19 protein-coding genes are annotated in these 22216 nt (G+C 69.3%); 14 read left to right on the top strand and 5 right to left on the bottom strand.

Annotation, left to right across the window (positions count from 1 at the left end; all coding sequences use genetic code 11):
* Nucleotides 1-13: 13 nt before the first annotated feature.
* The 3 genes from E3O50_RS10445 to E3O50_RS10435 form a co-directional block, all read right to left on the bottom strand.
* Nucleotides 14-1156: an aminotransferase class I/II-fold pyridoxal phosphate-dependent enzyme gene (locus E3O50_RS10445; RefSeq protein ID WP_134557988.1), complete on the bottom strand. Its 1143-nt coding sequence runs from the start codon at nt 1154-1156 to the stop codon at nt 14-16.
* 170 nt (nt 1157-1326) lie between these two features.
* A complete protein-coding gene (locus E3O50_RS10440; RefSeq protein ID WP_134559041.1) occupies nt 1327-3249 on the bottom strand; it encodes a clostripain-related cysteine peptidase in 1923 nt (640 codons plus the stop codon).
* 35 nt (nt 3250-3284) lie between these two features.
* A complete protein-coding gene (locus E3O50_RS10435) occupies nt 3285-3977 on the bottom strand; it encodes a hypothetical protein (protein WP_134449941.1) in 693 nt (230 codons plus the stop codon).
* A 106-nt stretch (nt 3978-4083) separates the two neighbouring features.
* On the opposite strand from E3O50_RS10435, the gene E3O50_RS10430 reads away from it, so the two are divergent.
* From E3O50_RS10430 to E3O50_RS10390, 9 genes are all read left to right on the top strand, one after another.
* Nucleotides 4084-5202 (top strand): GuaB3 family IMP dehydrogenase-related protein, encoded by a 1119-nt coding sequence (locus tag E3O50_RS10430; RefSeq protein WP_134449942.1) that lies wholly within the window; start codon nt 4084-4086, stop codon nt 5200-5202.
* A gap of 39 nt (nt 5203-5241) precedes the next feature.
* Complete coding sequence (locus E3O50_RS10425; protein WP_134449943.1) at nt 5242-7002, top strand: glycerol-3-phosphate dehydrogenase/oxidase; 1761 nt, start codon at nt 5242-5244, stop codon at nt 7000-7002.
* 132 nt (nt 7003-7134) lie between these two features.
* On the top strand, nt 7135-7662 hold the full coding sequence (locus tag E3O50_RS10420; protein ID WP_134449944.1) for a TrkA C-terminal domain-containing protein: 528 nt from the start codon (nt 7135-7137) through the stop codon (nt 7660-7662).
* A gap of 3 nt (nt 7663-7665) precedes the next feature.
* Nucleotides 7666-9411, top strand: a complete 1746-nt coding sequence (locus tag E3O50_RS10415) for a cation:proton antiporter (protein ID WP_194087900.1) — start codon at nt 7666-7668, stop codon at nt 9409-9411.
* A 5-nt stretch (nt 9412-9416) separates the two neighbouring features.
* Complete coding sequence (locus tag E3O50_RS10410; RefSeq protein WP_166787421.1) at nt 9417-10199, top strand: SURF1 family cytochrome oxidase biogenesis protein; 783 nt, start codon at nt 9417-9419, stop codon at nt 10197-10199.
* Nucleotides 10200-10208: 9 nt separating this feature from the next.
* Nucleotides 10209-10643 (top strand): DUF3817 domain-containing protein, encoded by a 435-nt coding sequence (locus E3O50_RS10405; protein ID WP_134449946.1) that lies wholly within the window; start codon nt 10209-10211, stop codon nt 10641-10643.
* Complete coding sequence (gene guaA, locus E3O50_RS10400) at nt 10640-12259, top strand: glutamine-hydrolyzing GMP synthase (RefSeq protein ID WP_134559039.1); 1620 nt, start codon at nt 10640-10642, stop codon at nt 12257-12259. The genes E3O50_RS10405 and guaA overlap by 4 nt, the downstream gene beginning before the upstream one ends.
* 317 nt (nt 12260-12576) lie before the next feature.
* Nucleotides 12577-12972: a hypothetical protein gene (locus E3O50_RS10395; protein ID WP_134559037.1), complete on the top strand. Its 396-nt coding sequence runs from the start codon at nt 12577-12579 to the stop codon at nt 12970-12972.
* A gap of 150 nt (nt 12973-13122) precedes the next feature.
* The gene (locus tag E3O50_RS10390; protein WP_134559035.1) at nt 13123-13785 is read left to right on the top strand and encodes a response regulator transcription factor; all 663 of its coding nucleotides are present in this window, start codon (nt 13123-13125) and stop codon (nt 13783-13785) included.
* A gap of 120 nt (nt 13786-13905) precedes the next feature.
* On the opposite strand, the gene E3O50_RS10385 is transcribed toward E3O50_RS10390, so the two are convergent.
* Together E3O50_RS10385 and E3O50_RS10380 are read right to left on the bottom strand one after the other, a co-directional pair.
* Complete coding sequence (locus tag E3O50_RS10385; protein ID WP_134559033.1) at nt 13906-14712, bottom strand: Bax inhibitor-1/YccA family protein; 807 nt, start codon at nt 14710-14712, stop codon at nt 13906-13908.
* Between the two features lie 77 nt (nt 14713-14789).
* Nucleotides 14790-15365, bottom strand: a complete 576-nt coding sequence (locus tag E3O50_RS10380; protein WP_134449951.1) for a hypothetical protein — start codon at nt 15363-15365, stop codon at nt 14790-14792.
* A 36-nt stretch (nt 15366-15401) separates the two neighbouring features.
* Between E3O50_RS10380 and E3O50_RS10375 the strand changes: the two genes are divergently transcribed.
* The 5 genes from E3O50_RS10375 to E3O50_RS19465 all read left to right on the top strand — a co-directional run bounded on the left by E3O50_RS10375 (nt 15402) and on the right by E3O50_RS19465 (nt 22130).
* A complete protein-coding gene (locus E3O50_RS10375; protein ID WP_134449952.1) occupies nt 15402-16430 on the top strand; it encodes a glycerophosphodiester phosphodiesterase family protein in 1029 nt (342 codons plus the stop codon).
* 114 nt (nt 16431-16544) lie between these two features.
* Nucleotides 16545-19025: a UvrD-helicase domain-containing protein gene (locus E3O50_RS10370; RefSeq protein WP_134559062.1), complete on the top strand. Its 2481-nt coding sequence runs from the start codon at nt 16545-16547 to the stop codon at nt 19023-19025.
* Nucleotides 19025-20077 (top strand): FUSC family protein, encoded by a 1053-nt coding sequence (locus E3O50_RS10365; RefSeq protein WP_241975339.1) that lies wholly within the window; start codon nt 19025-19027, stop codon nt 20075-20077. Before E3O50_RS10370 ends, E3O50_RS10365 begins: the two co-directional genes overlap by 1 nt.
* Before the next feature lie 80 nt (nt 20078-20157).
* Entirely contained in the window at nt 20158-21597 is a 1440-nt protein-coding gene (locus E3O50_RS10360; RefSeq protein ID WP_241975338.1) for a ferredoxin reductase family protein, read from the top strand.
* Nucleotides 21594-22130: an FMN-binding protein gene (locus tag E3O50_RS19465; protein WP_198413633.1), complete on the top strand. Its 537-nt coding sequence runs from the start codon at nt 21594-21596 to the stop codon at nt 22128-22130. The genes E3O50_RS10360 and E3O50_RS19465 overlap by 4 nt, the downstream gene beginning before the upstream one ends.
* Nucleotides 22131-22216: the final 86 nt, after the last annotated feature.

The raw sequence follows: 22216 nt of genomic DNA, 5'->3' as shown, positions 1-22216 counted from the left end.
GTGCCGGTGCGGCTCAGGTCGCCGCGGCGATCCGCGAGACGGCCTCGCTGAGCACCTCGGGTGAGCAGCCGAAGTTGAGCCGGGCGAAACCGGCGCCCGGAGTGCCGAAGAGCAACCCGGGGAGCAGCGCGACCTTCGCCCGCTCGAGGGCGACCGCTGCCGGATCATCGCCCCAACCGAGCGAGCGCAGGTCCAGCCAGGCCAGATAGCCCGCGCGCGGCTGCTCGTAGCCGACCCCGCCGAGATGCGCGTCGAGGAGCCCGGCCAGCAGTCCCCGGTTCGCCTGGAGCGCGGCGAGCGCGCCGTCGAGCCACGGGCCGCCGTCACGGAACGCCGTGGTGCTCGCGAGCAGCCCGAGGTGGCCGGTGCGCTCGCGGATGCCGGGCGGCAGGGCGGAGGTGAGCAGGCGCATCCGTTCGGAGGCGGTGACGATGAGAGCGCAGGTGAGCCCGGCGAGGTTCCAGGCCGTGCTCGCGCTCGTGACGCAGACGCCGTGCTGGGCCGCGGCAGGGGACACCGTGAGGTACGGGGTGAAACTCTCGGCGCTGTAGGCGAGCGGTGCGTTCACCTCGTCGCTGACCACGAAGGCCCCGTACCGGTCGGCGAGTTCGGCGAGGGCCGTGAGGTCCTCGATGCCGTGCGGATGGCCGAGCGGGTTCTGCGGATTGCAGAGCAGTAAGGCGCGGGCGCCCCGGCGGAGCGCGGCTTCGAGGCCGTCGAGGTCGAGCGTCCAGCCGGTCTGGCCGTGCAGGAGCGGCACGTCGACGACCCGGCCGCCCGCCTCGGGCACGAGGTCGAAGAACGGCGGGTAGACCGGGGGAGTGATCACGACCTCGTCGCCCGGCTCGAGGATCATCCGCAGCACCTCGACGACGGCCGAACCCACTTCGTTCGTCGCGACCACCTGCCCGGGGTCGACCGGCCAGCCCCAGCGGCGGGCGGCGAAGGCGGCGAACGCCTGGGCGAGCGGCTCAGCGGATGCCGCGTAGCCGGTGTCGCTCCGGCGCACGGCCTCGAACAGGGCGTCCCTGATCGGCTCGGCGAGCGGGTAGTCGAGTTCGGCGACGAAAAGGGGCAGCACGTCGTCGGGAAACGCCTGCCACTTGAGGCTCGTGCGTTCGCGCAGCAGGGACAACGGTTCGGCTTCAACGTCCATGACAGCAGCTTGCACCTCCTGTGCCGTAGGCGCACCCGTTGATTGCCTCGCTGAGGTGTCGCATATCGAGGTTCGCGGGCGCCACGAACGTCGATCTGCGACACCTCACGAAAGCGGGGGGCGCGCGGGGGCGCGCGGGGGCGCGCGGGGGCGCGCGGGGGGCGCGCGGGTCAGGGGACGGTCGCGGTGCCGCTCGCGGTGGCGCTGTTGCCGCCGAAGTCGGTCACGGTCAGGTCGACCCGCAACCGGCTGCCCGAGGGGAGCCTGGCGAAGGCGTAGTGCAGGGCAGGGAGGTCGGCGTAGAGGCCGTAGTCGCTCGTGCCGACCCAGCTCTCGGTGCCGTCGCCCTGCACGTTGAGCCGCTCGGGCACGATGATGCCGTCCGGGTCCGCGGTGAGCTCGCCGTAGCTGCCGAGCTTGTCGTCGTAGGCGAAGTAGGTCTCGTTGAGGATGTCTCCGCTCGCGCCGTCGAGGGTGAGGCTCAGGAGCACGTCCTGGTAGGTCTCTCCCGCGACGTCACCGGGAGAGTAGTACGCCATCGGCACGTCGATCGTGACGGAGCCGGACCCCGACGTGGCAGTGCCCGTGTCGTCGCCGAGCTGCGCGTACGCGGGCGTCGTGTCGGTGCCGTCGGCCAGGGTGAGCTGGGTGAGGTCGTACCCGCCATGCACCCGGCCAGACCCGCCCGCGTCCACCGTCGCCGGCCGCTCGCCGAGGTAGGTGACCGAGCCGTCTGCCTCGATGAGGCCGTACCGGACGGATGCGCTCGCCGCGTTCCCGAGCCCGGCCGGGTCGAGCGCGGCGCTGATGCTCAGGCCGTCCGCGCCGAAGGAGACCTCGGCGTCACCCCCGGTGAACCGGGTCTTCTGGTCGCCGGGGATCGCACCGCCGGCGGCGTAATAAGAGGTCAGGAAGTCGAGCCAGCCACCTGCGGTGCCGAGTGCACGGTAGTCCTCTGCGAAATAGGCCTTCTGGGGCGGGAAGTAGATCGACAGACCGGTGGCGCCCGCGGTGGACTGGCCGTCGACCTTGTCGACCACCGCCGAACTGATCGCCCGTACGAGCGCATCGGCAGCGTCGGCTTCCGCGGTGTCGCCCTGCCCGATCTCGCCGGCGAGGAGGCCGAGGTCGGTCATGAACGAGTCCTCGGCCGGATCGGGGCTGCGCCCGAAGCCGAGGGTGCTCGCGAGGGTTCGGCCCACGACGGGAGCGAGACCGGCCCCGCGCCCGACCAGGCTGCTGCTGAACGAGGCGAGGGCGGCATCCACCGCCGGCAGCTTGCCGAGGTCGATCAGGGACAGGGTGATCTCGGCCGCGTCGCCCTCGGTTTCGGCCTGGGAGGAGAACCCCTGGATCAGCGCGGAGCCGAGCTCGTCGACGGTGGCGCCCGCGGCGGCCGTCTCGAGGGCCGTGTAGTTCCAGCCGTGACCCGGCTCGAGCTCCTGGGAGGCGAGCAGGCGATCCGCGCGCGGGGCCAGGGTGCTTGCGACCTCGTAGGTCGCCATCAGGCAGGCGTCGAAGCCGAGCAGGTCGAGCTTCGCCACACCGGCCGCGCTCAGGCCGCTGCCGATGGCGTCGTTCAGTTCGGCGAGGCTCAGCGAATCTCCGTCGGCGGACTCGTCACCGCCGACGCCCGGCCAGGATGCGCCGTGATCGGAGATGATCACGGCGTAGTGCTCCGCGGGGTACGCGCTGATGCCGCGGGTGATGAAGTCGGAGAGCACGGCGGGGTCGCCGGTGTCCACGGGGCCGAGGTCGTCCATCACCTCTGCGCCGCCGGGCAGGACGTGCAGGAGCTTCCCGCCGGCCCAGTCGGGCTGGCCGAGCACGGGTTCTGCACTGTAGTCCGCCGAACGGTCGACGAGGGCGACGAGATTGAGGCCGTCGTGCGAGCCGACCTCGCCCATCTCGCCGAGGTCGGCCATCATGAACGGCTCGAGGTCGGTGTCGGCGATCGAGTAGGTGAGAACGGTCCAGCTGCCGGCGGCCGGGCCGTCGCCGCTGTCCGGCTCGACCGGGCTGCCCGTCGTGCACGCGGCGAGACTGACGACCAGGGCCAGTGCGGCCAGCGCCGCGACGGTCCTGCGTGTCACTCCTGCAGATTGTGCCGTTCGCACAGCTTGCCCCGCTACAGGCCGACGTAGGGGATCATCGCGGTCAGCGCGGCAGCGGCGAGGAAGATCACCACGCCGGTCGACATCAGCACGAGCTGCACCTTGAACTGGCGCACGAGGGCGGCGATGCCGAGCAGGAACAGCGAGATGGACATCAGCACGGTGTTGAGGGTGAGCCGGTCACTGAGGCTGTTGTACTCGTCGCCCTGGCTGATCGTCGCGACCGACTTCGCCTGCGTCTCGGAGTAGCCGCCGAAGAGGGTGCTCTGGTATTCCTCGTCGTCGAGCGGGCTGTGGTACACCGTGGCGTCGGCGGTGTTCTCGGCGTCGGCCCGGGCGATGGCCGCGGCGAAGTCCGTCGAGACGGCCTGGAAGGTCAGGGTGTCGTACTTGCCCGTCGCGTCGGCGGCGATCGCCGCATCCGTGCTGTCCTTCTCGATGTCGAGCTCGGCGAGGCGGTTCCAGACCTGGGTGTCCTCGAGGAATTGCTGGTTGGCCTCGAGATAGAGCGACTCCGCCTCGGTGGACTGCGTCGAACCCTTGGTGTACGCCCCGGCCATCTGGCTGTCGTAGAGCGCCGCCTGGAAGGAGGCATAGGCCGTTGCGATGGAGACGAGGCCGAGGAGGACCGCGATCACGAGCTCCAGGTTGCTGAACATCAGGTTGAGGCGAGGCTTCGCGGACTCGGTGGGCTTTTCGGACGACATCGGGTGCTCCTGGTGCATCGGGCAGGTTTGCGGGCCTCACCTGCGGGATTTGCGCCAGCCTAGCGGTTCATACCCTCCGGTTACGGGCTGCGCCTAAGCTGGGGGTATGGAAATCGAGATCGGCCGCTCCAAGCGCGCTCGCCGCGCGTACGCCTTTGACGACATCGCGGTTGTGCCCAGTCGGCGCACCCGCGATCCCGAAGACGTGAATGTCAGCTGGACGATCGACGCGTATGAATTCGCGATCCCGTTCCTCGCAGCCCCGATGGACTCCGTAGTCTCCCCGACGACGGCGATCATGATGGGCCAGCTCGGCGGCATCGGCGTGCTCGACCTCGAGGGCCTCTGGACCCGCTACGACGACCCGGAACCGCTCCTCGCCGAGATCCGCGAACTTCCGGCCGACCGGGCGACCGCACGCATGCAGGAGATGTACTCCGAACCGATCAAGCCGGCCCTCGTCACCGAGCGGCTCGCCCAGATCCGCGCCGCCGGGGTCACCGTCGCCGGAGCGCTCTCCCCGCAGCGCACCCAGGAACTCTACGAAACCGTCGTCGCCGCAGGCGTCGACCTCTTCGTCATCCGCGGCACCACGGTGTCCGCCGAGCACGTCTCGCTCAACCAGGAGCCGCTCAACCTCAAGAAGTTCATCTACGAGCTCGACGTACCCGTCATCGTCGGCGGTGCGGCCACATACACGGCGGCCCTGCACCTGATGCGCACCGGCGCTGCCGGCGTGCTCGTCGGCTTCGGCGGCGGCGCGGCGTCGACCACCCGGGCCTCGCTCGGCATCCACGCCCCGATGGCCACGGCCGTCGCCGACGTCGCCGGCGCTCGCCGCGACTACCTCGACGAATCCGGCGGACGCTACGTGCACGTCATCGCCGACGGCGGCCTGAGCACCTCCGGTGACATCGTCAAGGCGCTCGCCTGCGGCGCGGACGCCGTCATGCTCGGCACCACCCTGGCCAGGGCGACGGATGCCCCCGGCGGCGGATTCCACTGGGGCGCCGAGGTGCACCACCCGCAGCTGCCCCGCGGCAAGCGGGTCGAGGTCGGCACCGTCGCCCCGCTCGAGACCATCCTGTACGGCCCGACGCCGATCGCCGACGGCACCGCCAACCTCGTCGGCGCCCTGCGCCGGTCGATGGCGACCACCGGTTATTCGACCCTCAAGGAATTCCAGCGCGTCGAGGTGGTTGTCGCGCCGTACCGAACGAACTAGCGTCGAGGTACGCACCACCACCTCGATGGGAGTACGCACATGGCAACAGGGAATTCGGTCACGCGGTCGAACAAGCTGGGACCGGCGGAACGCGCCGCGGCCATTGAGAGGCTGAAATCCAAGGAGGTCGACATCCTCGTCGTCGGCGGCGGGATCGTCGGCGCGGGCAGCGCCCTCGACGCCGTCACCCGCGGACTGAGCGTCGGCATTCTCGAGGCGCGAGACTGGGCCAGCGGAACGTCGAGCCGGTCGTCCAAGCTCGTGCACGGCGGCATCCGCTATCTCGAGCAGCTCGATTTCCGCCTCGTTCGGGAAGCGCTCACGGAGCGCGGACTGCTCCTGCAGCGGATCGCCCCGCACCTGGTCAAGCCCGTGCGCTTCCTGTACCCGTTGAAGAAGCGGGTCACCGAGCGCTTCTATGTGGGTGCGGGCATGCTGCTCTACGACATCTTCTCGTACACCGGTGGCCGGCCGCCCGGCGTCCCTCACCACCGGCACCTGTCCAAGCGCCAGGTGATGGGCATGATCCCGAGCCTCGACGCCGACGCGACGGTCGGCGGTATCACCTACTACGATGCGCAGGTCGATGACGCCCTGTACACGGCGTCGCTCGTGCGCACCGCCTCGTTCTACGGCGCCCACGCGGCGAGCCGGGTGCGGGTCGAGGGCTTCATCAAGGTCGGCGAGCGGGTCGTGGGCGTGCGCGCGCACGACCTCGAGACCGGCGAACGCTTCGAGGTGCGCGCGAAGCAGGTCGTCAACGCGACAGGCGTCTGGACCGACGACACCCAGCGGATGGTCGGCGAACGCGGCACCTTCAAGGTGCGCGCGAGCAAGGGCATCCACCTCGTCGTGCCGCGTGACCGGTTCCAGTCGGCGATGGGGCTGCTGCTGCGCACGGAGAAGAGCGTGCTCTTCGTGATCCCGTGGGGCAGGCACTGGCTCATCGGCACCACCGACACCGACTGGCACCTCGACAAGGCGCACCCCGCGGCGACGGCCGCCGACATCGACTACCTGCTCGAGCACGTCAATTCGGTGCTGCGGGTGCCGCTGACCCGCGAGGACGTCGAGGGCGTCTACGCAGGTCTCCGGCCGCTGCTCGCCGGGGAGTCGGAGCAGACCTCGAAACTGTCCCGCGAACACCTGGTCGGGCACTCCGTTCCCGGTCTCGTCGTGATCGCCGGCGGCAAGTGGACCACATACCGGATCATGGCGAAGGACGCCATCGACGCGGCCGTTGACGCCCTCGACGGGAAGATCGCCCCGTCAACGACGCACGAGATCCCGCTGCTCGGTGCGGAGGGGTACAAGGCCGCGTGGAACAAGCGCACCCGCATCGCGACGGCATTCGGGCTGCACACCGTGCGGGTCGAGCACCTGCTCAACCGGTACGGTACCCTCACCGACGAGCTGCTCGACCTCATCCGGGAGAGCCCTGAGCTGATCGAGCCGCTCCCGGGAGCCGACGACTACATCCAGGCCGAGGTCGTGTACGCGGCCGGCCACTTGGGCGCCCTCCACCTCGAGGACGTCCTCGCCCGGCGCACCCGCATCTCGATCGAGGCCTGGGATCGCGGGGTCTCCGCGGCGCCGGTCGCGGCCAGGCTGATGGCCGGCGTGCTCGGCTGGGACGCCGAACGCGAGGAACGCGAGGTCGCGGTCTACCTCAAGCGCGTCGCCGCGGAACGCGCCTCCCAGCTCGAACCCGACGACGAGTCCGCCGACCGGGTGCGCCTCGAGGCTCCCGATATCGTCCTGACCGAGCGGTCGGCGATGGGCGACTCCGTCACGCACTGACACAGGCGACACCACCACCGGGCGGATGCCGGGCGCACGTCGTGCGCCCGGCATCCGACTGTGCCCGGCCGGGTGACGGGCGGCTTCGATAGACTAGGGCCCACTTGCCCATAATCTTCAGGAGTCGTAACCATGGTTGACGTTCGGCGGGTCAAGCTTCCCGGAGTGGGTGTGCTGCACACCTTCATCACCGATGACGGCGGCAAGGTCGGCGTCATCGCCCACCGCTCCGGGCACAGCGACCTCATCACCTTCGCGGACGACGAGGGCGGCCCAGACGCGAGCAAGGTCTCCCTCCGCCTCAACGAAGACGAGGCGCACACCCTCGCCGAACTCCTCGGCGGCACCCAGATCACCGAGTCGCTCACCGCGCTCGACCAGATCCCCGGTCTCAGCATCGACTGGTTCACGGTCGACTACGAGGATCACATCGCCGGCCAGACCCTCGGCAACCCCGCCGACCGCGGCATCGCCGGCCTCACGGTCGTCGCCGTCGTGCGCGGCGAGTCCGCCAACCCGGCACCGGCCCAGGACTTCCGGGTCTTCCCCGGCGACACCCTCGTCGTCGCAGGATCCCCGGAGAAGGTCGCCAAGGCCTTCACGTTCTTCCGCACCGGTGAACTCAAGGCCAAGACCGTCGACGCGCCCCCCGGGGGCTAACCAATGAACCTTGGCACGGACCTGATCACACTCGGCATCCTGCTGGTCGTGGCTTATGTGCTCGGGCGCGCCGCAAAACTGATCGGCCTGCCGTCCATCCCGATCTACATGATCGTCGGCCTGCTCGCGAGCCCGTACACCCACTGGTTCCCGCTCGACTTCCACTCCGCAGACATCGAGCTCATCGCCGTCTTCGGGCTCATCCTGCTCCTGTTCAGCCTCGGCCTCGAGTTCGACCAGGAGGAGTTCTTCAACGACGCCGGGAAGCTGCTGCTCTCCGGCGGCTCCTACGTCGTGATCAACATGGGCATCGGGTTCGCCTTCGGCATGATGGTCGGCTGGGGCACCCGCGAGGCCCTCGTCATCGCCGGCATGACCGGCACGTCCTCGAGCGCGATCATCACCAAACTCCTGATCGAGCTGCGCCGCCTGGCGAACAAGGAAACACCGATGATCCTCGGCGTGACCGTGGTCGGGGACATCTTCATCGCGGTGTACCTGTCGATCGTCTCGGTCGTGCTGAGCGGCAAGACCGAGATCTGGCCGATCGTGCTGCAGCTGAGCATCGCGTTCCTCTTCCTCGTCGTGATGTTCTCTCTCGCCCGCTGGGGCGGCCGTGTCGTGTCCCGGCTGGTCCGCACCAAGGACGACGAACTCTTCACGATCCTGTTCTTCGGGCTTGCCGTGCTCTTCGCCGGCATCGGCGAGATCATCGGGGTGACGGATGCGATCGGCGCGTTCCTGATCGGTGTCGTCCTCGGCGCGAGCACCTACCGCACCCGGCTCGAACGTGTCGCCGTCCCGTTGCGGGACATCTTCGCCGCGTTCTTCTTCCTCAACTTCGGCCTCGCGCTGCACATCAATGAGTTCGGTTCGGTCATCCTCGTGGTGCTCGCGGCGGTTGTGATGACCTTCGTGCTCAACCTGATCTCGGGGATGCTGCTGGCCCGGTTGCACTCGATGGGGATCTCCGAGGGGCTCAATGCCGCCGCGATCCTGGTGAACCGCGGAGAGTTCACGCTCATCCTCGCGACCCTCTCTGTCGGAGCGGGCCTGAACGGGCTACTCCAGCCGTTCGCGGGCCTCTACGTGCTCACCATGGCCATCCTCGGTCCGCTCTTCGCCGCTAATTCCGAGAGGCTCGGCGCCCTGCTGCCCGGACGCCGCCGGAAGCGCGCGGGCGTCCGGCCCGACCGCGACCCGATGCACGCCGAGGAGTTCCGGCTCGTCGACGCGGCGACAGCGGGCGCGCTGAGCGACCAGGACGCGCAGCGCGCCGCCGCCCACCTCGGCGACCAGCCGCTGCCTTCATCCCGGCCGGAGCCGCGGAAGCGCACGGACCACGACCGCCGCGCCGACCACGACGAACGGGCGGAACAGGCCGAACGCGGCGAATACGTCAAGCACGTGGTGGATGACGGCATCGACGAACTCGACGGGCCGACACCGCTGCCGGCCTCAGTCCGACCGAACACGGCCCCGCGCCCGAGCGCACGCGTGAACCCAGACCCAGACCCAGATGCCGATGACGAGACGCAGGCGCACGCACCTGCCGACGTGCACGTTCCTGCCGACTCGCACCCCGCCGCCGCCCCGGAATCGGACCGGGATTCCGGCGTCGATTCCGGCCAGGCCGCAGAGGCCGACGCAGACGCCGACCCGATGGCCGACTACGCCAAACGACTTTCGCGCACTCGCGCCCAGAGGGACAAGCCGGCACCCGACGCCGGGACAGGTGACTACCAATGATCCGCATGATGCTCCGCCCCCGCTGGATTCTCGCGCTCCTGCTCGCCCTCGCCGTCGCGGCCGGCTTCGCGGCGCTCGGGCGCTGGCAGCTCGAACGCGCCGTCGCATCCGGTGTGGTCGTCGAGAAGAGCACCGAGACCGTGAAACCCCTCGCCGACGTCGTGACTCCCGGAGGCGCCCCCCGTGACGCGGCGACCGGCCAGCTCGTCACCGTCGACGGCAGCTACGTGCCCGGCGACGAGCAGCTCATCAGCGACCGGTCCAACGACGGGACCTCCGGCTACTGGGTCGTGAGCCACTTCATCGTCGGTGCGGCAGGCACGGGGAACGGCGCGGGCGCGAGCATCGCGGTCGCCCGCGGCTGGGCTCCGGACGAGGCGACAGCCCGGTCGACGATGGAAGGCCTCGCGTCGGCCCCGGCCAACCAGGTCGTCACCCTGGCCGGCCGGTTCCTCCCGACCGAAGCCCCCGTCGTTCCCGCAGACGGCCGTGACCCGCACGGCATGACGACGGTGTCCACCGCGGCCCTGATCAACCTCTGGGCCGGCTTCGACGGCACAGCGGTCTACCCGGGCTACATCGTCGACGGGACCGCGGCATCCGGTCTCACGGGAATCGATTCGCCGGCACCGCTCACGGATGTCTCCCTCAACTGGCTGAACATCTTCTACGCCATCGAGTGGGTCGTCTTCGCCGGCTTCGCCGTGTTCCTCTGGTACCGCCTCGTCCGGGACGCCTGGGAGCGCGAGGAGGAGCTCCGCGAGGAAGCGGCGATATCCGCCGGTTAGAATTGGCGCATGCCACTCGAACCCAAACGCGCTGATATCCCCAGCATCCCGGGGGCGTTGAAGCTCTACCAGACGTCCTCGATCATCACCGGCGTCTTCCTGCTGCTGCTCTGCGCCGAGGTCATCCTCAAGTTCGGCTTCCAGTACGAGCTCGAGCTCGGCGGCCCGTACGGGCTGCTCGTCCCGCGCGACACCGTCACCGCGTTCAATCTGAGCACCGCGATCCTGATCATGCACGGCTGGTTCTACGTGTTGTACCTGTTCGCGGACTTCCGGCTCTGGAGCCTGATGCGCTGGCCGTTCAGCCGGTTCCTGCTGATCGCCCTCGGCGGCGTGATCCCCACCCTGTCCTTCTTCCTCGAGGGCCGCGTCGCCCGCGAGGTCCGCGCCTGGCTTTCCGCCAGGGCACTTTCCGACGCCGAGGGTGCGGAGGCCCGTTCATGACTGCAGTTGCCGACCCGACCGTGGTCGTGACTTCGACGGAGGCGTCCGGCATCGACCGACCCGTGCTCGTGGTGGACTTCGGCGCCCAGTACGCCCAGCTGATCGCGCGCCGCGTGCGCGAGGCATCCGTCTACTCGGAGATCGTCGCACACTCGATCACCGCTGCGGAGGTCGCCGCGAAGAACCCGGTCGGGATCGTGCTGAGCGGAGGACCCTCGAGTGTCTACGCCGAGGGCGCCCCGACCTTCGACCCCGCGATCTTCGACCTCGGTATTCCCGTGCTCGGCATCTGCTACGGCTTCCAGGTGATGGCGACCGCCCTCGGCGGCGAGGTCGCCCACACCGGGCTCAGCGAATACGGGTCGACCCCCGTGACGGTCGCGAGCGGCGACAACGTCCTCCTCGCCGGGCAGCCGAACGAGCAGACCGTGTGGATGAGCCACGGTGACTCCGTCTCCCGCGCCCCTGCCGGCTTCGCGGTGCTCGCCTCGACCGGCTCGACCCCGGTCGCCGCGTTCGCGAACGACGAGCGCCGCCTCTACGGCGTGCAGTGGCACCCCGAGGTCAAGCACACCGAATTCGGCCAGGACGTGCTCGAGAACTTCCTGCACCGCGCCGCCGGGATTCCCGCCGACTGGAACAGCGGCAACGTCATCGCCGAACAGGTCGCGAAGATCCGCGCCCAGGTCGGCACCGGCAAGGTCATCTGCGGGCTCTCCGGCGGCGTCGACTCCGCCGTGGCCGCGGCGCTCGTGCACAAGGCCATCGGCGACCAGCTCGTCTGCGTCTTCGTCGACCACGGCCTGCTCCGCCAGGACGAACGCCGCCAGGTCGAGGAAGACTACGTCAAGGCCACCGGCGTGCGCCTCGTCACCGTGGACGTACGCGAGCAGTTCCTCGCCGCGCTCGAGGGTGTCAGCGACCCGGAGACCAAGCGCAAGATCATCGGCCGCGAATTCATCCGCACCTTCGAGCAGGCCCAGGCCGAACTCATCAGGGAGGCCGCGGAGAAGGACGGCGACCCGATCCGCTTCCTCGTCCAGGGCACCCTGTACCCCGACGTCGTCGAGTCCGGCGGCGGCAGCGGCACCGCGAACATCAAGAGCCACCACAACGTCGGCGGCCTGCCGGAAGACCTGAAGTTCGAGCTCGTCGAACCGCTCCGCACCCTGTTCAAGGACGAGGTGCGTGCGATCGGCGCCGAACTGGGTCTGCCGCCCGAGATCGTGCAGCGCCAGCCGTTCCCCGGTCCAGGCCTGGGCATCCGCATCGTCGGTTCGATCACTTTCGAACGGCTCGAACTGCTGCGGCACGCGGATGCGATCGTGCGCGCCGAGCTGACCGCCGCCGGCCTCGACGGGGTCATCTGGCAGTGCCCGGTCGTGCTGCTCGCGGATGTCCGTTCCGTCGGCGTCCAGGGCGACGGCCGTACGTACGGTCACCCGATCGTGCTGCGCCCGGTCTCCTCTGAGGACGCGATGACGGCCGACTGGACCCGCCTGCCGTACGACCTGCTCGCCCGCATCTCCAACCGCATCACGAACGAAGTGGATGGCGTCAACCGCGTCGTTCTCGACGTCACGTCGAAGCCGCCGGGAACCATCGAGTGGGAGTGAGCGCTCCCCGCTGAGCGACTCCCGCTGCAGCACGAAAGAAGCACCCTCGTCGTCGAGACGAGGGTGCTTCTTTCGTAACCGGGCGAAGGCGGTGCGTTTCCGGTGCGCTCCGGGTGGCGATCACCGGAACGTGACAGCTGTCATGGGGCAGCGGTGACAGGAGGGACTTCCGGCGTCGTGGCATCCGCGTGAGGATGAGTGGGAAGCGTCGACGGGAGCCGCTTCGGCTCTCCGTCGTCTCCCACGGAGGCCTCCTCGCGGCGGCAGCCGGCCGGGCATTCCGGTCGGGGCGTCGTCCCCGGACGAAGGTGACGCCCATGGATTCCACGGTTCCGGAAACACGCGGGTTCGATGATGAGCCGCGCTCGCCGGGCGCTGCGCCCCGGAGCGTCCCTGCCGAGGAATCCGCACCGCGGCACCGCATCCACTCCGACGGCGATGAGATCGCCGCGGAGGCCATCGTCCTGTTCCGGAACGCCGCGGCCCGGCCGCGCGTCGAAGCCGTGTACACCGGCGCGGACGGCTGGGTCGACGTGCCGGGACGCGCCGTGTTCACCCGTGCGCTCGCGGATCACTACCGGCAGGCGGGCGTCGCGATGGTCCGGTTGGCCTGGCGGTTCCGCACCCGCACCTTCTCGATGAGCCGGGCGACCGCGCGGCCCGGCGGGCCGGACGGGCAGTGGCGCGTCGAGGCTTCGTCCTCCCCGCACTGACCGCCCGGGCGTTGGTCGGGACTTCTGGGCAGATCTCCACCCCGTTCGGGGGGTTTTTCGCTGTCGGTGTTTGCTAGAGTCCATACGCGACCTTCCACTTCACAACTGCCGTGATCGCGGGCAGTCGTCCGACGTCGGGAGGGGGCAGGGATGAGCTTCGACACCACCCAGCCCGCACTTCCCGCACCGGTGAAGGGGCAGGGCTCGCAGATCCGGGTGTTGCTCGTCGAGGATCACGTCCTCCTGCGCACGGCGCTCCAGGCCGTCTTCTCGCTCGAAGCCGACATCGAGGTCGTTGCCGCGATCGGCGACGGCGCCGAGGTCCTCTCGACGGTGCGCCGGACCGCTCCCGATGTCGTCGTCCTCGACATCCACCTGCCGACGATCGACGGCCTGGGGCTGTTGCCGCTGATCCAGGCCGCCGACCCGCGGGTGAAGGTGCTGCTGCTCGCGAGCCATCCGCGCCCCGGTGACGTCCGCCGCGCCATCCAGGGCGGCGTGGACGGCTTCCAGCATACGGACCTCGCCTCAGAGCGCCTGATCGCGGTCATCCGGAAGATCCGGGCCGGCGAACGCGTGGTCGACCCGCAGCTCGCGATCAACGCGATGATGCACGGAGAATCACCGCTCACCGCGCGGGAGACCGAGGTCCTTTTCCTCGCGGCGGGGGGACGGAGTGCCCCAGAGGTCGCACGCGCCCTGCACCTGAGCCCTGGGGCCGTCCGGAACTACCTCTCGGCGGCATCCGCCAAGCTCGGGGCGAGCAACCGGTCAGAGGCGATCCGCATTGCGACAGACAAGGGCTGGATCTGAGCCGGCCTCCGGCTCTGCGACCCCTGCCTTAACGACGTGAAGTCGGAGATCTTCCTGGCGAAAATCTCCGACTTCACAGTGTGTGCGGCGAGGTCCTGCTCTCGCCAGGGTGCGAGCGAGCTAGTTTCGCGAGATCGCGAAGAGGCGGAGCAGCTCGACGTAGAGCCAGACGACAGTCACCATGATGCCGAACGCGCCGGACCAGCCGTACTTGCGGGCGACCCGGTTGTTGACGCCACGCTGGATGAAGTCGAAGTCGAGCACGAGGGAGTACGCGGCCATGAGCACCGCGAGGATTCCGATCGCGACGCCGAGCGGGATGCCGAAGATCTTCACGTTGCTGCTGAGGCCGAACGGGCTGTCGACGGCGCCGAAGGCGACGAGGCCGAAGTTGAGCATCGAGAACACGAAGTAGCCGACCATCGCGATCAGGAAGACCTTGGTCGCGCGCTTCGAGGCGCGGATCTTGCCGCTTGCGAACAAGGCGAGGGTCACACCGACGACCACGAGGGTCGCGAGCACGGCCTGGACGACGACGCCAGGGTAGATGGCCTCGAAGATGTACGAGACACCGCCGACGAAGAGGCCTTCCGCTGCGGCGTACGCGAGGATCAGGCCCGGTGACGGCTCCTTCTTGAAGGCGTTGACCAGGCCGAGCACGAGGCCGGCGATCATGCCGAGGAACGGCAGGAACGGCATCGTGGGAGTGAGCAGCCAGCTGGCCGCTGCTGCGACGAGCAGAAGGGCGAAGCTCAGCGTGGTCTTCACGATGGTGTCTTCGTAGGTCATCCGGCCGGTGTCCTGCGAGCCTGCGGACGGCGCTTCGTAGATGCGCTGCAGGTCAGCTTCGGTCAGGCCGTTCGCTGCCGCGGATCCTTGTGCGGCAAAGGCGGGATTGCGCGAGAATGCGGGGTTTGAGGATGCCATGTTCCTAAGATCTCAATCAGCTCGGGTATTGTCAACGCCGGGGATCCGGCACTACGCCGGTGGGCGTTTCTGAGAGTCTATTCAGCCCTGCTGGGCGTCTGCCTTGTAGATCCTGAGGGGTTGTCCCCGGTGTCGCCTGTTCCGGCCGTTTCGCCGGCCGGCGGCGGATTGAGCCGCGCCCAGCGTCGCCGTGCGAGAGCGCGGGCGACCCACGCCGCGGCGATCACGGTCACCGAACCGGCCACGTCTCCGACCCAGTTCTGCGACGAGTTGTGCAGCGACAGCTTGAGGGCGAAGCTCACGACGACGGGGGCGAGCAGCACGAGGTAGCTGATCCCCGGCCGGTGCCGCACGAACAGCCAGCACGCGAGGAGTACGGCGAACGCGCCGGTGAAATCGGGGCCGGCCAGGAGCGTGAGCGCGGCGATTTCCGCGGGGAGGATCACCAGCAGTCGCCGCCAGAGGGCCCCGGGCAGCGCGAGCCAGCCGAGCAGCTGCACGGCGGGCCCGATGGCGAGGAAGAAGAGACTGTAGGTGCTCGTGAGGTTCGTCGCGGCAACGCCGAGGGCGATGGCAGAGACTCCGAGCGTGAGGCGGGCGCGATACACCGCCGGCGAGTGGCGCCGGGTGTCGGGTTCCCTCCAGAGTGTCATGGCTTCGAGTCTGCCAGCAGCGCGTATGGTCAGGGAATGCAACCGATCGTGATCGGTCACCGCGGGGCGAGCGGTTACCGGCCGGAGCACACCCGCGGCGCCTATGAGCTCGCGGTTGCCCTCGGTGCGGACGCGGTCGAACCCGACGTCGTCGTCACCCGCGACGGCGTGCTCATCGTGCGTCACGAGAACGAGATCTCCGCGACGACGGATGTTGCGGCCCATCCCGAATTCGCCGCTCGCCGCACCCGGAAGGTCATTGACGGCATCCGCATGACGGGCTGGTTCACCGAGGACTTCACCTGGGCCGAGCTGCGCACCCTGCGAGCTCGCGAACGGCTGCCGGCACTCCGCAAGGCCAGTGCGTCCTTCGACGGCCGATTCCCGCTGCTGCGGTTGCGCGACGTGTTCAAGCTCATGGACCGGGTGTCCAGCCGGGCGAGGCGCCCGGTCGGCGTCGTCGCCGAGATCAAGCACGCGAGCTATTTCGAGTCGATCGGCCTCCCTGTCGACGAACTCTTCGCCGCCGAGGTGAACACCGCCGGCTGGAACGCCGGCGACGGGCGGCTCACGATCGAGAGTTTCGAACGCACCCTGCTCGACCAGGTCTACGCACGCGGCATCTATGGGAAGCGGATCTTCCTGCTCGAGGCGACGGGGAAACCGGCCGACCAGGTGCGCCTGCTCGGCCGCTCGGCCCCCGACTACGCGGACTACCTGACCGACCAGGGCCTCTACGGGCTGAGCGGTCTCGTCGACGGCGTCAGCGTGCCGAAGTCGCTCGTCCTCGAGATCGGGGCGGACGGACACGTCACGGGAGCTTCCGATCTCGTCGACGCCGCCCACGCCGCCAACCTCGAGATCTACTGCTGGACGCTGCGCCCGGAGAACGTGTTCCTTGCGAAGACCTTCCAGCGCGGGCGGTTCCGCGCCGACTTCGGCGACTGGCAGACCGAGTTCCGCACCATCATGGGCACCGGGATCGACGGGGTCTTCGCCGACCACCCCGACCTCGCCGTGGCGGTCCGTGACGAACTCGCCGCAGAGGCCCGCGAAGACCGCTGACCCGGGCGGCCGCCGGTCGACGTGCCTCCGGTCGACGTGCTGCCGGCAACGCCGGCATGCGGCCGGGTGCCCCTGCCGGTGTCAGGGGCACCGCTTAGACTTGGAGGCGAGATGATGACGCCCTTCGACCCGGACAACACCCCCGCACGCACTTCTTCGGCAACGCCGATAATCCTGGACGGCTATGGCGACGGCTACGGCCCCGGCCGCCCCGATGGCGAGCCCGGCCAGCGGCAGAGTCCCCTGCTCGACGGGCTCAACCCGCAGCAGCTCGAAGCCGTCGAGTACCGCGGGCCGTCCCTCCTCATCATCGCGGGTGCGGGCAGTGGCAAGACGAGCGTGCTGACCCGCCGCATCGCGAGCCTGCTCGAGACCCGGGAGGCCTACCCGAGCCAGATCCTCGCGATCACCTTCACGAACAAGGCCGCCGCCGAGATGCGCGAGCGGGTCAAGGTCCTCCTCGGCGAGGGTTCAGAGGGCATGTGGATCTCGACCTTCCACTCCTCCTGCGTCCGCATCCTGCGTCGCGAGGCAGAGAGCGCCGGCCTCTCCTCGAGCTTCAGCATCTACGACTCCGCGGACACCAAGGTCACCCTCAAGCGCATCATCAAGTCGCTCGACGCCGACACGTACGGATTCACGCCCGGCAACGCCGCCGCGAAGATCTCCAAGCTCAAGAACGAGCTCGCCGACGTCGATTCCTACGCCCGCAACGCCAACCTCAGTGACCCGCAGGAGGTCATGTTCATCGAGATCTTCCGCCAGTACACGCAGCGCCTGCGTGCGGCGAACGCCCTCGACTTCGACGACCTGATCGGCGAGACGGTCTACCTGTTCCGCGCCTTCCCCCGCGTCGCCGCAACCTACCGGCGGCGCTTCCGGCATATCCTCGTCGACGAATACCAGGACACCAACCACGCCCAGTACTCGCTCGTACGCGAACTCACGCTACCCGTCACCGCAGAGCTCGCCGACGAACTCGAGGCGACCGGCGTGCACGTGCGCAACCTGCGCGAGCCGACTGGCGGCATCCCCGGTGCCTCCCTCACCGTCGTCGGCGACTCCGACCAGTCCATCTACGCCTTCCGCGGCGCCGACACCCGCAACATCAGCGAATTCGAACGGGACTTCCCCGGCACGAAGGTCATCCTGCTCGAGCAGAACTACCGCTCGACCCAGAACATCCTCTCGGCGGCGAACGCCGTGATCGGCCACAACTTCGACCGCAAAGACAAGAGGCTGTGGAGCGCGGGCGGCGACGGCGAGAAGATCGTCGGCTACACCGCGTACAACGGTCACGACGAGGCCCAGTTCGTCGCGGACGAGATCGAGACGCTGCACGGGGCCGGCATGGCGTACCGGGACATGGCCGTGTTCTACCGCACCAACGCCCAGACCAGGGCGCTCGAGGAGATCTTCGTCCGCGCCGCCGTGCCGTACCGGGTCGTCGGCGGCACCAAGTTCTACGAGCGTGCCGAGATCAAGGACGCGCTCGCCTACCTGATCGCGGTCGCCAACCCCGACGACGAGCTCGCCCTGCGGCGCATCCTGAACACCCCCAAGCGCGGCATCGGCCCCGCAACGGAGACCGGGCTCGGCAGCTTCGCCGAGGCCAACCAGATCAGCTTCCGCGAGGCGATGCGCGATTCCGCGTCCCTCGGACTCGGCCAGAAGGTCACCGGCGCGATCCTGCAGCTGGCCGGCGTGCTCGACGAGGCCGCCCTCAAGATCGACCCGGCGTATCCCGGCGGGCCGGTGAACGTCTCCGAGCTGCTGACCTTCGTGCTCGAGGGCAGCGGGCTGCTCACGGTGCTGCGCAACAGCCGCGACCCCCAGGACGAAGCGCGGGCGGAGAACATCGAGGAACTCGTCGCCCAGACGAAGGACTTCAACCGGGAGAACCCCGACGCCGGCCTCGTCGACTTCCTCACCCAGGTCTCGCTCGTCGCGGCAGCGGACGACCTCGACGACGCCTCGGGCACCGTCTCCCTGATGACCCTGCACACCGCGAAGGGCCTCGAGTACGAAGCCGTGTTCCTGACCGGGGTCGAGGAGGGGCTGCTGCCCCACCAGATGTCGGCGAACGAGCCGGGCGGCCCCGCCGAGGAACGCCGCCTGTTCTACGTGGGCATCACCCGGGCCCGGCAGCGCCTCTACCTCTCGCTCGCGATGACCCGCGCCCAGTTCGGCGAGATCAACGTGGCCATGCCGAGCCGTTACCTCCAGGAGATCCCGGCCGCGCTGATCGACTGGAAGCAGTCGCCCGGCATGGCCAACTCCCGGAACGGCACCCAGTCGCGTGCGCTCAATCGCAGGGACGGCTTCGGCGGCGGCTTCAACTCCACCCGCAGCGGTTTCAGCGAGCTGCCGCCCGCCCCGAAACCGAAGACCGAGTGGGCGAACGCCGTCACCCAGGTCCGCGACAACGGCGACCTCGAGCTCGCGGCCGGCGACCGGATCCGGCACTCGAGCTTCGGCGACGGGCGCGTCAACCAGGTCACCGGCGAGGGCACCAAGCGGGTCGCACACGTCCAGTTCGATACGGCGGGCGCAAAGAAGCTCCTGATCAAGATCGCGCCGATCGAGAAGATCTAGTGTCGGAGGGACTCCTCGAACGGGTGCGTTCGCTGCGCGCGCTCGACATCGAAGTGGCCGTGCGAGCGAGCCTCGCGATGGCACTCCCACTGGTGCTCCTCGTGGTCTGGGGGCGCCTCGACTGGACCGCCTACGCGTCCTTCGGTGCGATGACGGCGCTCTACGGCCGCAACGAGCCCTACCGGCTCCGTGCCCGCACCATCAGCATCGGCGGGGGATTCCTGCTCGTGAGCATCACCCTCGCGCTCATCGTGGCCATCGCCGGTGCGAGCCTTCCCCTCCTGACCGCCGGCCTGCTGTTCGTCGTGGCCGCCGGCATCCTGATCGCCGCGACCGCCGGGCTCGTGCCCGGCACCCCGCTGTTCTTCGTGTTCGCGTTCGCGGTCTGCGCCCAGGTGCCGACGCCCGCGGCGGAATTCGGACCGCGGCTGCTCGTGGCGGTGTGCGGTGCGGTCTTCGCCTGGTTGCTGACGATGTCCGGCTGGACGCTCCGGCGGCTCTCGGGGGACCGGTCTGCCGTGCTGTTCAAAGGTCTGCCGCGGCGGCCGCGCCTCTGGCCGCGGGCCGTCACCGATCCGCAGGTCTGGCTGGCGATCCTGCAGAACGTCGTGGGCGTGCTCATCGCCGGCGGTCTGGCGATCGCCGCCGGAATCGGGCACCCCTACTGGGCCGTTGTCGCCGTCGTCGCCGTGCTGCCGCCGCCCCGGGCGGCCCACTCGATCTCCCGGGCCGTGCACCGCGTGGTCGGGACCGCACTGGGCGTGGTCGTGACTGGCCTCGTGCTGTTGCCTGGGCCATCCGTCGCGTGGCTCGTGGTCGTGATCGCGGTCAGCCAGTTCGGCGCCGAGATCCTGGTCGGCAAGCACTACGGCGCCGCGCTGCTCTTCATCACCCCGCTCGCCCTCTCCGTCGTGCACCTCAGTAGTCCCGTTCCGGTGCCCGCCCTGCTCGTCGACCGCATCGTCGAGACCGCACTCGGGGCGGCGGTCGCGATCCTGCTCGTGCTGCTCTTCCGGTTCGGCTCCGGAAAGCGGACCGGCGCAGCAGCATAGGCGGCAGGTGAGGCGGATTTCATAGCCGGCACATAGGCTTCCGAAAGGCTCCCCATCGGAAGCGGCCCGATGCTCGGAACATGAGCCTCGACACCAGACCCCTGCGCCTCCAGCAGCGTCTCCCCGAGACGACGCACACCCGCCGTCAGCCCGCCCCACGCGTCAACCCGAACTACCCGAGACGGATGCGCCTCGCCGACACCCTGCAGGTGCTCTGCATCGTCTCGGTCGCGCTCGCCGTCGCCCTCTTCCTCGGCTCAGGTGGGGCCGCCCGCTTCGGCACCCCCGCGGACGCCCTCACCTCGATCGGCATCGTCACCGGCCTCGTCGGCACCGACCTGCTGCTCGTGATGACACTGCTCGCCGCCCGGCTGCCCGCGATCGACCGCGCCTTCGGCCACGACAGCGCCATGGCGCTGCACCAGTCCCTCGGCAAGCCGGCCCTCTACCTGATCCTCGCCCACGCGGTCTTCCTCATCATCGGGTACGCCCTCTCCAGCGAGGTCAACGTGTTCGCCGAAACGTGGAACATGCTCACCCAGATGCCGGACATGCTCCTGGCCTTCATCGCGCTCGGGCTGCTCGTGCTCATGGTCGTCACGTCGCTCGTCATCGTGCGCCACAAGCTGCCATACGAGGTCTGGCACATCGTGCACCTGCTCTCGTACGTCGCCGTGCTCGCCGCACTGCCGCACATGCTGACCGCCGGTACGGTCCTCGTCGCCGGCTCGCCGCAGTGGTACTACTGGCTCGCCCTCTACGTCGCCGTGGCCGGATCTATCGTGGTCTACCGGGTGGTGCTCCCGATCGTGCGGTCGCTGCGCTCCCGGCTCGTCGTGGCCGGCATTGATCGTGAGGCGCCCGGTGTCGTGTCGATCCGCCTCACCGGCCGCCGGCTTCACCACCTGCAGGCGACCGCAGGCCAGTTCTTCATCTGGCGGTTCTGGACGCCCGGGCAGTGGTGGCAGGTGCACCCGTTCTCGCTCTCCGCCGCGCCGGCCCACAACTCCCTCCGGGTCACGGTGCGCGCCCTCGGCGACGGTTCGACCGACCTCGCCTCGGTGCCGGTCGGGACCCGGGTGAGCTTCGAAGGCCCGTACGGGTTGTTCACCGACCGGGCCAGGACGAGCCCGCGGATCGTGCTCGTCGCCGCAGGCATCGGCGTCGCCCCGATCCGGGCGCTCCTGGAAACGGCGACATTCGCGCCGGGCCAGGCGACCGTGCTGTTGCGCTCGCACTCCGTCGCGGACAGCTACCTCGTCGACGAGATCGCCGAGCTCTGCCGCGTGCGGGGAGCCGAGTTCCGGATCATCGCGGGCAAGCGTGCGCCCGGAGCCCACAGCTGGCTGCCCGGTGACGCCGTCAACGCGCGGATCTCCCTCAGAACCCTCGTCCCGAATCTCAGCGAATCGGACGTCTACATTTGCGGTCCACGGCGGTGGACCGACGAGGTCGTGCGGGATGCCCGCTCGGCCGGTCTACCCACGCAACAGATCCACTTCGAAAGGTTTGACTGGTGAGAAAACGAGCAGCGGCTGCGGCCGCAACAGCGTCCCTGTCCGTACTGGCAATCGGGTGGCTGGTCGGAACACCGGCCGTCGCCTCCCTGCAGAACACCCTGGGCGGATCCGCGACGGATGCGACGGTGTCTGCCGCCGCATCCGCCCCGGCCGTTTCGACCCCCACAGCCACGGCCACGGCGCCGGCGGTCGCCACCGCGACTCCGACCGCGACCGCGACGGCTACCCCGGCCGCGGCCGCCCCGGCGGCCGGCGTCACCGGAACCTTCACCGGTTCCGTCGTCGCCACCCGGTTCGGGAACATGCAGGTCTCCGTCACGATCGCGGCCGGCACGATCACCGACGTCACGGCGCTCCAGCTGACCGACAAGGATTCCAAGTCAGTCCAGATCAGCAACCGGGCCGCCCCCGTGCTCAAGGCCGAAGTGTTGAAGGCACAGTCCGCCGCGGTGGCGAATGTGAGCGGCGCGACCTACACGACCCAGGGGTACCTCACCTCGTTGCAGGCGGCGCTCGACGCTGCCGGGTTCTAGCCGAGGGCATCCGTTTCGCCGGGCAGAGGGGAACCTGTGAACTCGTGCAGCGCACATTGGCGACGCACAGGTTCCTCTCAGGTCCT

It is taken from the genome of Cryobacterium sp. MDB1-18-1 (assembly GCF_004402735.1).
Taxonomy (GTDB): Bacteria; Actinomycetota; Actinomycetes; order Actinomycetales; family Microbacteriaceae; genus Cryobacterium; species Cryobacterium glucosi.
The sequence above is the reverse complement of the archived record's forward strand: the minus strand, read 5'-3'. Positions and strand labels throughout refer to the sequence as shown.

Bases quoted from the DNA above. Each gene is read 5' to 3' on its own strand.
- E3O50_RS10445 (WP_134557988.1), bottom strand. From the start codon at position 1,156: ATGGACGTTGAAGCCGAACCGTTGTCCCTGCTGCGCGAACGCACGAGC.
- E3O50_RS10435 (WP_134449941.1), bottom strand. From the start codon at position 3,977: ATGTCGTCCGAAAAGCCCACCGAGTCCGCGAAGCCTCGCCTCAACCTG.
- E3O50_RS10430 (WP_134449942.1), top strand. From the start codon at position 4,084: ATGGAAATCGAGATCGGCCGCTCCAAGCGCGCTCGCCGCGCGTACGCC.
- E3O50_RS10425 (WP_134449943.1), top strand. From the start codon at position 5,242: ATGGCAACAGGGAATTCGGTCACGCGGTCGAACAAGCTGGGACCGGCG.
- E3O50_RS10420 (WP_134449944.1), top strand. From the start codon at position 7,135: ATGGTTGACGTTCGGCGGGTCAAGCTTCCCGGAGTGGGTGTGCTGCAC.
- E3O50_RS10415 (WP_194087900.1), top strand. From the start codon at position 7,666: ATGAACCTTGGCACGGACCTGATCACACTCGGCATCCTGCTGGTCGTG.
- E3O50_RS10410 (WP_166787421.1), top strand. From the start codon at position 9,417: ATGATGCTCCGCCCCCGCTGGATTCTCGCGCTCCTGCTCGCCCTCGCC.
- E3O50_RS10405 (WP_134449946.1), top strand. From the start codon at position 10,209: ATGCCACTCGAACCCAAACGCGCTGATATCCCCAGCATCCCGGGGGCG.
- guaA (WP_134559039.1), top strand. From the start codon at position 10,640: ATGACTGCAGTTGCCGACCCGACCGTGGTCGTGACTTCGACGGAGGCG.
- E3O50_RS10395 (WP_134559037.1), top strand. From the start codon at position 12,577: ATGGATTCCACGGTTCCGGAAACACGCGGGTTCGATGATGAGCCGCGC.
- E3O50_RS10390 (WP_134559035.1), top strand. From the start codon at position 13,123: ATGAGCTTCGACACCACCCAGCCCGCACTTCCCGCACCGGTGAAGGGG.
- E3O50_RS10385 (WP_134559033.1), bottom strand. From the start codon at position 14,712: ATGGCATCCTCAAACCCCGCATTCTCGCGCAATCCCGCCTTTGCCGCA.
- E3O50_RS10380 (WP_134449951.1), bottom strand. From the start codon at position 15,365: ATGACACTCTGGAGGGAACCCGACACCCGGCGCCACTCGCCGGCGGTG.
- E3O50_RS10375 (WP_134449952.1), top strand. From the start codon at position 15,402: ATGCAACCGATCGTGATCGGTCACCGCGGGGCGAGCGGTTACCGGCCG.
- E3O50_RS10370 (WP_134559062.1), top strand. From the start codon at position 16,545: ATGACGCCCTTCGACCCGGACAACACCCCCGCACGCACTTCTTCGGCA.
- E3O50_RS10360 (WP_241975338.1), top strand. From the start codon at position 20,158: ATGAGCCTCGACACCAGACCCCTGCGCCTCCAGCAGCGTCTCCCCGAG.